At 47.4% G+C, this 8,772-nt stretch carries 8 protein-coding genes and 1 pseudogene; all 9 read left to right on the top strand.

The genetic code is table 11. The features are described from left to right. The first annotated feature begins 58 nt into the window (after positions 1–58). The 9 genes and pseudogenes from NT010_11310 to NT010_11270 all read left to right on the top strand — a co-directional run bounded on the left by NT010_11310 (position 59) and on the right by NT010_11270 (position 8,715). Positions 59–850 (top strand): MoaF N-terminal domain-containing protein, encoded by a 792-nt coding sequence (locus tag NT010_11310; protein MCX5806635.1) that lies wholly within the window; start codon positions 59–61, stop codon positions 848–850. A gap of 128 nt (positions 851–978) precedes the next feature. Then, a complete protein-coding gene (locus tag NT010_11305) occupies positions 979–2,199 on the top strand; it encodes an amino acid ABC transporter substrate-binding protein (GenBank protein MCX5806634.1) in 1,221 nt (406 codons plus the stop codon). Positions 2,200–2,351: 152 nt separating this feature from the next. Then, positions 2,352–3,584: pseudogene (locus NT010_11300) on the top strand (amino acid ABC transporter substrate-binding protein). A gap of 219 nt (positions 3,585–3,803) precedes the next feature. After that, positions 3,804–4,676, top strand: a complete 873-nt coding sequence (locus NT010_11295; GenBank protein ID MCX5806633.1) for a branched-chain amino acid ABC transporter permease — start codon at positions 3,804–3,806, stop codon at positions 4,674–4,676. Positions 4,677–4,689: 13 nt separating this feature from the next. Continuing rightward, positions 4,690–5,637 carry a branched-chain amino acid ABC transporter permease gene (locus NT010_11290; protein MCX5806632.1) on the top strand — a complete coding sequence of 316 codons (948 nt, stop codon included), beginning with the start codon at positions 4,690–4,692 and terminating at the stop codon, positions 5,635–5,637. Next, positions 5,634–6,353, top strand: a complete 720-nt coding sequence (locus NT010_11285; GenBank protein MCX5806631.1) for an ABC transporter ATP-binding protein — start codon at positions 5,634–5,636, stop codon at positions 6,351–6,353. The genes NT010_11290 and NT010_11285 overlap by 4 nt, the downstream gene beginning before the upstream one ends. Before the next feature lie 4 nt (positions 6,354–6,357). Next, positions 6,358–7,062 (top strand): ABC transporter ATP-binding protein, encoded by a 705-nt coding sequence (locus tag NT010_11280; protein MCX5806630.1) that lies wholly within the window; start codon positions 6,358–6,360, stop codon positions 7,060–7,062. Positions 7,063–7,083: 21 nt separating this feature from the next. Then, on the top strand, positions 7,084–7,908 hold the full coding sequence (locus NT010_11275) for an SDR family NAD(P)-dependent oxidoreductase (GenBank protein ID MCX5806629.1): 825 nt from the start codon (positions 7,084–7,086) through the stop codon (positions 7,906–7,908). Between the two features lie 45 nt (positions 7,909–7,953). Continuing rightward, on the top strand, positions 7,954–8,715 hold the full coding sequence (locus NT010_11270) for a DUF169 domain-containing protein (protein MCX5806628.1): 762 nt from the start codon (positions 7,954–7,956) through the stop codon (positions 8,713–8,715). The last annotated feature ends 57 nt before the right edge of the window (positions 8,716–8,772 follow it).

Genomic DNA, 8,772 nt, shown 5'->3' with positions numbered 1-8,772 from the left:
TAGAATTTTAGTCTATTGAATGAAGTCAGGCTATTTTCTGATTATTTAAAGGAGGTACATGATGTCACAGCGAGAAGGTGAAACTAATTATAAGTATGAGGATTATGCATCAGAGATGGCTTTCCATCGTCTTAATCAAACGGAAGCTTTGGTAGGTCAGACTGTTAGAATTACGCTCGAATCAGGGGCGATCTTTGTTATAGAGTTTACTGAACGCAATAAAGCTATCTGGAAAAGCGGCAATGAAGGCGGCACGGACTGGTGCGAAGTGGTGGAAGTAGCATCCGAAACCTATTTTATCGACATGACATTCACCAGTGAACCTCGCCAGTCGCAGACCTTTATTGCAAACACGAAAACAAGACGGGTGCTCTCAATTCGGACAATTATGCGCGAAGGCGATGTAGGCAAAGAGCCCAGGGCTGTTCATCAGTTTTCTCCAGGCGTTCTTGGTGATCCGGCTATTCCGCCAACGGGACATAAACCTGCTCCTACACGTGATCTGGTCGGTTTGCGGGCGATCTATACATACAATCCCAACCAGTGTTTTGAACATATTTACTTGAATACGCAACGCTATGTCTGGCATTGTGTAGTAGGACCGCTTTATGGTGAAGCGGACGTAGATTTTCATAGCGATTATAAGTTCGATGATAACCAGTACGTTTTTTGCTTCCGTGAATTCGGCCTGCCTGTTTCGACCGTTTTCTTTCATAACTGGGACCAGATGAGGGAGACAGGCAAATTTTTTGCGATTGGTGAAAACGGCGCTGTTGCAAATACACCTGCCGGTGCCATCATTCAGAAGTTGTCAATGACCTTTTATCCTGCCGATAAGAAACCGGCGTAAATAGGTGTTAATGCGGCCATGTTGACGCTGTTGACGGTTGCTTGCTCTTAAAAGAAAGGGGACTCAGTCAGTGGCGCGGCTACGGGAAGAATCGACGTAGTCCCCAGATAATATACAGGAGGGATGGTATGAAAAAGAAGATGTTTGTTGCATTACTGGTCATGGTTCCAATGGTGCTGTTTCTGTTTTGTAACACTCTTGTTGCAGCGCCCGCGAAGGATAAGATACGTATAGGCTGGGTTACTTCTCTATCTGGTCCCTATGCCAGCGGGGTGCCGGGCACCTACGGAATGACATATGATCTTTGGATCGATGAGATCAATGCAAAGGGAGGGATATTCGTCAAAGAGTACGGGAAAAAGTTGCCTATAGAAGTTATCAAATATGACGACAAGAGCGACGTAGGTACTATGACGAAGCTGCTTGAGAAAACAATATTGACAGATAAGGTGGATTTCATATTTTCACCCTGGGGTACGGCAATGCTTTTCGCCGCTGCGCCCATAGCCAACAAACATAAGTACATACTCATCGGCGGCCCCGGTGGAGCCGACAAACTCAGAGACATGATGCCGAAATTCCCATACTTTTTCTCGGTGCTAAACACGGCCATGGCCCAGATGCCCCCTCTTGTCCAGATACTTGGGGATGCTAATGTGAAGAAAGTGGCTATCATCTATATCGAGGATCTTCACGGCATCGAGTATAGAGATGTGGCACTCAAAGAGCTAAAAAAGCGGGGGATTCAAGTTGCAATGGTAAAGAGCTTCCCCTTTGGAACGAAGGATCTTTCTCCTCTTTTGAAAGAGGCCAAAGCAGCCGATGTTGACGCCTTCCTGGGGTTTATCTATCCTGACGAATCATTCCTTGTGACTAAACAGGCGATGGAGATCAACTTCAATCCGAAAGCCTTTTTTCTGACAGTTGGTCCTTTCCTTATAGAGTACAGGGAGGCCTTTGGTGCAAAAAACGTGGAAGGGGTGATGGGAGGAGGAGCCTGGAATGAGAAAGTATCGCCTGGAGCAAAACAGTTCCGTGATAACTTTATTAATAAATATAAAGTTGAGCCTTCATATTGGGGACCACTTTTCATGTATTCCTCACTCCAATTCTTTGAGAAAGCTATTGAAGAAGCAGGGACCCTGAATCAAAAGAAAATACGGGACCTTATGGCCACAAAAACATACGACACGGCTATGGGACCGATGAGGTTCGAAAAAGGGTTCAACACTACCCACCCAGGTGAGATAGGCCAATGGCAGAATGGCGTGTATGAAGTTATAGACCCGGGCAAGAAGCGTACTGCAAAACCTTTGTATCCAAAGCCGGAGTGGCAGAAGTCCAAGTGAGTCCGGGGATGGCAAATAGGACGGATGTATCCGAAAACGCAGTAATCGGGAGTTATTACCGGTGAACCCTGGCTGGGTCCATTGGTATGATTACCGGATGAGGACGTATCGTGCATTGCTAAACGATAATACAAAAAGGAGGAGGTAGAAAGATGAAGAAACAACTGCTTTGTGCACTGATAGTAGTGTCGGTGGTGGTATTTTGCTTGTGTTCTTTTGTCCAGGCAGCGCCGCCGGCGAAGGACAAGATCCGGGTTGGCTGGGTCACGTCTTTGTCGGGTGTAAATGCGAGTAGTGTTCCGGTGACGAGCGGAAATGTTTACACCATGTGGGTCGAGGAGGTTAATGCCAGGGGTGGACTTTACATCAAGGAGTACGGCAAGAAACTACCCCTTGAAGTCACTAAATATGATGATAAGAGTGATGTCGGAACCATGACGAAACTCCTCGAAAAGACCATTGTCGAGGATAAAGTCGATCTGATTTTTTCTCCCTGGGACACAGCTTTCCTCTTTGCCTCAGCCCCGATTGCCAACAAACACAAGATGGTTCTTCTCGGAGGTTCAGGCGGAGCGAAGAAGCTCAAAAAGATCGTACATAAACTTCCCTAATTTTTCGCGGTCTTGAATTTTTCTGAAACCCATATGCCTGTCATGGCAGAAGTTATGAAGGAAGTGGGAGTAAAGAAAGTTGCCATCATATACATTCAGGACCTTCATGGCATAGAATATAATGAGGACGCACTTCAGGCACTGAAGAAAAATGGAATTGAGGTTGCCTTCTCCAAGAGTTTTCCGCTGGACGTGAAGGACTTAAGCCCCCTGGTAAAAGAGGCCAAAGCAGCCAATATTGATGCTTTGTTGGCATTTGTATATCCGCCTCAAGCATTCCTTCTGACGGGCCAGTCCATGGAACTTGGTTTTGACCCCAAGGCTATGTATATGACTGTAGGACCATGCCTTTCTCAATATCGGGACACCTTTGGAGCTAAAGGGATCGACGGCGTCATGGGCGCCGGAGCATGGAGTGTAAAGACTTCTCCTGGCGCAAAGAAATTCCATGATGATTATGTAAAGAGATGGGGGTTTGAACCTGAAGGTTGGGGTAGTCTGATATACTATGCTTCACTGCAATTTTTCGGACAGGCTATTGAAGAAGCAGGAACTCTCAACAATACAAAGATTAAAGACGTAATGGCCAAGAAGACCTATGATACGGCTATGGGACCCATGAGTTTTAAGGGTCAATATAACACGAATCATCCAGGTGAGATGGGTCAGTGGCAGAACGGCGAGTGGCAGGTTATAGACCCCGGACTGAAACGGACGGCAAAACCTATTTACCCGAAGCCGGCATGGCAGCCGCCACCAAAGAAAGATAAGTAGTTCTTCCCTGCACCTTGGAGAGAATAAGAGTGCGCATGCCGTCTGAAGTTCCCATGGCGGCATGCGTTAAGGGTGCAAAAACAGGTTAGTTAGTTTCCATCTTGAAACCCCGGGCGTGAAACTATCGGTTTCCGTGTCGGAAAAAAGGATTTTTTCGTTCCGGCAAGAAGACCAAGGGATTGCGCGGAGACTGAATAAGAGATTCAGGAGAATGCTATAATGATGGTAAAGTTGGTAGATATATTGATTGGTGGTTTATTGATGGGCGGCATATATGCCCTGATTGCCGTCGGCTTTGGTCTTCAATACGGTGTGGCCCGGGTTCTGAACATAGCACATGGTGAATTCATCATGCTGGGTTCTTTTGCTGCCTGGACGCTTTTTACGATGCTGGGGGTGAGCCCTCTTATCTCACTGTTCATTTGTGCCCCAGCTTTCTTTGCGGTCGGCTTTGTAATCTACAGGGTACTTTATACACCTCTCAGAGTTTCTTCCGAATCGCCTGCTGCTTTTGAGGGCAGTTCGATGCTGGCATCCTTTGGTCTTATGTTTATCATCCAAAATCTGGCTTTAATCATATGGGGGGCGCCGGTGAAGGGCTATTCATATATGGCATATCCCGTCAGCTTCCTGGGTACAGTGTTTCCTGCAAATCGTATTGTCACGCTCTTTGCTTCAGTGGTACTTGGTCTGGCATTCTATATTTTCTTAGCCAATACCCGTACAGGCAAGGCGATCAGGGCGGCGGCTCAGGATGCAGACGCTGCGGAACTTATGGGGGTCCATATTAATCGTGTTCTGGCCCTCTGTTTTGGCCTTGGTGCCACGATGGCGGCGACAGGGGGGCTCCTGCTAAGCATGACATCCTCGGTAACGACGCCTTTTATGGGAATGGAATATACACTGATCGCCATCATCGTAGTTGTTCTTGGCGGACTGGGCAATATAAAAGGGAGTTTCATCGGAGGCTTCATCCTGGGCCTGGTGGGATATATAGTTACATCGTTCGAACCGGGCTTGTCGATGGTTGCCTACTATGTGATCTTCCTGTTTTTACTTTTAGTGAGACCTACAGGACTCTTGGGAAAATAAGGAATTGAAAGTTATGAAAATCAGAAAGAAAAGGTATGGTTCCACCGTCTTATCATTTGTTCTGCTCATGATGTTAATCCTTCTACCGGTATTTATTTCGTCGTCGTCGTACAAACTCATTTTCGTTGCTAATATTCTCATGTATGTGGTTCTCACGGTGAGTTGGGCGATGTTCTCTGGACCTACGGGCTATATATCCCTTGCCACGTCGGCCTTTTTTGGTGTGGGTGTATACTCAACAGCCCTCCTGAGCGCGGAACTGCCTCTTATTTTTGTGATTCTTATTGGTGGAATAGCAAGCTTTTGCCTTGCTTATCTGGTGGGTTCGGTCACCTTGAGATTGAAGGGCATGTATTTCACTATGTTTACCTTTGGCCTGGTTGAACTTATAAGAAACCTGCTGCATTGGTATGAGGTTAACATCACCGGTACTGTTGGGAGAATGGTCATCTCACCGGATGCAACTACCATCTACTATACGATGGTCTGTATATTTCTCGCGGTTCTTCTCACATCATATCTCATCAAACGTTCCAGGTTCGGTCTGGCCTTGCAGGGGATAGGAGAGTCGGAGGATGCAGCTGCCCATACGGGCATAAACGTAACGAGGGTAAAATCAGTGATTTTTGCCGTCAGCGCCTTCTTCATGGGGCTTACCGGAGCAGCCATGAGCCTGAGATGGTCCTATGTTGATCCGACTATGGCCTTTGACATCAGCCGTTCCTTTATGCCTGTTCTCATGGCCATATTCGGAGGTATGGGCCATCTCTATGCGCCTATTACCGGAGCAGCTGTTTTTTCCATTCTTGAGGAGATATTTACGACTAAATTTCCTTACTACTACATGCTCCTCTTTGGTTTGACCATGCTTCTTGTTATCAGGTTCATGCCGCTCGGCATAGAGGGGGTTATAGAACGCTTGCTGAGAAGAAAAAACACAGGATATGCGGAGAAGCCATGAACATACTTGAAGCAAAGGGTCTGAATAAACATTTTGGAGGATTAGCAGCTACAACTAACGTGGATGGGGATATACGAAAAGGTGAGATACTCGGCCTCATCGGTCCCAACGGGGCAGGCAAAACAACCCTATTTAATCTGGTGTCGGGTGCATTGAAACCTGACACTGGGACCATCACCTTCAAGGGTGTCGACATCACAGGTCTTAAGCCCCACAAGATTGCACGGATGGGTATTGCACGGACCTTTCAGTCCGTTAAAATTTTTTCAAGGATGTCGGTCCTGGATAACACTCGATTGGGATACTTGTTCGGGAGCACAAAGTTAAAAGAAGACAGGGCAGATATGGAAGATGCAGACGCGATCCTTGATTTTGTCGGGTTGTCCGGATTGGGTGATCGACGTGCTATCGATCTTACTCTTGCCAATCAGAAAAGGCTTGAGGTGGCCCGAGCCCTTGCCACAAAACCTGATCTGCTTCTCCTTGACGAAGTGATGGCAGGACTCACCCCTACGGAGGTTGCCCAGGCTATGGAGCTTGTTAAGAAGATACGGGATAGAGGCATAACCATCATGATGATCGAGCACGTTATGAAGGCCATCATGACTATATGCGACAGAATAGTAGTACTCCATCACGGTGAAAAGATCGCCGAAGGTACACCTGAAGAGATCACCAGTAACAAGACCGTCATTGAAGTCTATCTGGGAGAATAGCACTATGCTTGCCATCAATAACGTAAACACCTTTTATCGTAAAATACAGGCCCTGTGGAATGTGAGTTTCGAGGTCAAGGAAGGGGAGATCGTTGCCCTTGTCGGCGCAAATGGAGCCGGCAAGACGACTCTGCTCAACACCATATCGGGTATTGTAAAGTCCTCATCGGGGACAATCGAGTTTCAGGGCAGGAGAATAGACCGTGATTCCGCTGCCTCCATTGTAGAACAGGGTCTGTTGCAGGTTCCTCAGGAGGGGAGGCTCTTTCCTGACATGTCCGTACTTGAGAACCTGGAAATGGGCGCATATCAACGTAATGCCTGGAAGCATAGAGGAGAGACCCTTAAGAATGTTTACAAGATATTCCCGAGGCTTGAAGAGAGGGCTTCCCAGATCGTCAGCACATTGAGCGGCGGTGAGAAGCAGATGGTAGCAATCGGTCGCGGACTTATGTCCAGGCCCAAACTTCTCATGCTTGATGAGCCTTCTTACGGCCTTGCGCCCAAGGCGGTATCGGAGATATTTAAGGTAATTAAGCTATTGCCCACTCAGGGGATTACGGTCCTGCTTATCGAGCAGAACGTAAAGCAGGCACTCGAAATGAGCGATCGCGCCTGTGTAATGGAGAACGGGCATCTCGTTCTCACAGGAAAGTGCTGTGATCTTATCGAGCAAGACCATGTGAGAAAGGCTTATCTGGGACTATGAAATTTATAAGGAGGCAATAATATGAAATTGGAAGGAAAAGTGGTGCTTATTACCGGCGGAGGAACCGGCATCGGTACAGCTATTGCAGAACGGTTTGTCCGCGAGGGTGCAAAGGTCTGTATTACGGGCCGTCGTCAGGAGATGCTTAATAATGTGGCCCGTTCACTCCCTGCGGGTATGGTGACAACCTGCCCCGGGGACGTATCGAAATATGAAGACGCACAACAAATGGTCGAGAAAACGCTTACCTTCGGAGGGAAAATAGATGTCCTTATAAACAACGCGGGAATCGATCCCGGAGGGACCGTTGTTGATATTGACCCCGACGTCTGGCGCAAAGTCCTCGACGTGAATTTGACCGGTCCGTTCCTGCTTATGAAGGCTTCAATACCACACATGATCAAGGCAGGTGGAGGATCTATTATCAATATCTCTTCCCTTGGCGGATTGCGCTGTTTGCCCGGCATGCCCGCCTATTGTTCATCTAAGGCAGGCCTCATCATGCTTACACAGCAGGCCGCAACGGATTATGGTCCGTTCAAAGTCCGGTGCAATGTGGTTTGTCCCGGCGGTGTAAGGACGGCTATGATCGAGAACTCGCTTAGCCCTCTTGCCGATGCCCTTGGAAAGGATGTGGATGGAGTACTGGACCTTGTATCATCAGGTATGCCTCTGCGTCGTTTTGCCAATCCCGAAGAGATCCCGGGTATCTGCGCTTACCTGGCGAGCGATGATTCATCCTTTATGACCGGCTCCGTTCTGTTAATCGACGGAGGAGCGGCGAATGTTGATGTTGCCGGAGCGGCGCTAACCATGTCCGGTGTGAAGTGGGGTGTAGCCGAGTAGGAAGACCGATATACAGCAATCCAAACGATTGACAGGAGGGATATAATGAAGATTAGACCGCTTCAAACAGATTTATCCGGTTTTAAGAGGATTGATTTTGAGAGGCCGCCGGTAGGGGTCAAGTACCTGTTTTTCAGGCCTGAAGGCATGGAACAGTTGCCTTTGGACAAGAATCTCGCATTCTGTGAAATGCTGAAGGAAGCACAGTTTGCTAAAGCGCCATTTTATTTCAGCAGAGAGAATAACGAGACCTGTGTTGGTAAGATATTGCTGGGCATGACGGATATGGAGCCCTTTGCCGAAGCCGGGCAAATCGGACCCAGATTGGGCATGGTTCAGGAGGCAAGAGTTAACCACAACTTTTATCATCATGTTCCAAGATTGTCTAAGGGTATAGTTAATTATGTGGCTTTTGCCCCGATAGACAAAATAACCTTCGAGCCGGATGTCTTAATTGTCACTGCCACGCCCAAACAGGCAGAAGTTGTGATGAGAGCAATGACCTATTCAACGGGTGAGCCCTATACCTCAAAGACTACAATCTTCATGGGATGCTCGTGGATCTACATTTATCCCTTTGAGAGCGGCAAAGTGAATTACCTGATACCTGAAATGATCCATGGTATGAACGGAAGAGAATTGTTTGCACCGAATACGGTACTGGTTTCTATCCCATATCAATGGCTGCAGGTGGTAGCACAGAATCTTAAGGAGATAAAGCTGGTGTTTCACGAGAGCAAGGCTGCGTATCTGGCGGAATTTGAAGAAATTCTTGTAGATTTGATTAAAGAATCTGCAAATCCATGATAAACAAGGCAGAATGCCTGCCTGTGAGAGCGCAACCAGGTTTCCTGTTCAATATAG

Source organism: Pseudomonadota bacterium (assembly GCA_026388275.1).
In the GTDB taxonomy this organism is placed as follows: Bacteria; Desulfobacterota; Syntrophorhabdia; order Syntrophorhabdales; family Syntrophorhabdaceae; genus JAPLKB01.
The sequence above is the reverse complement of the archived record's forward strand: the minus strand, read 5'-3'. Positions and strand labels throughout refer to the sequence as shown.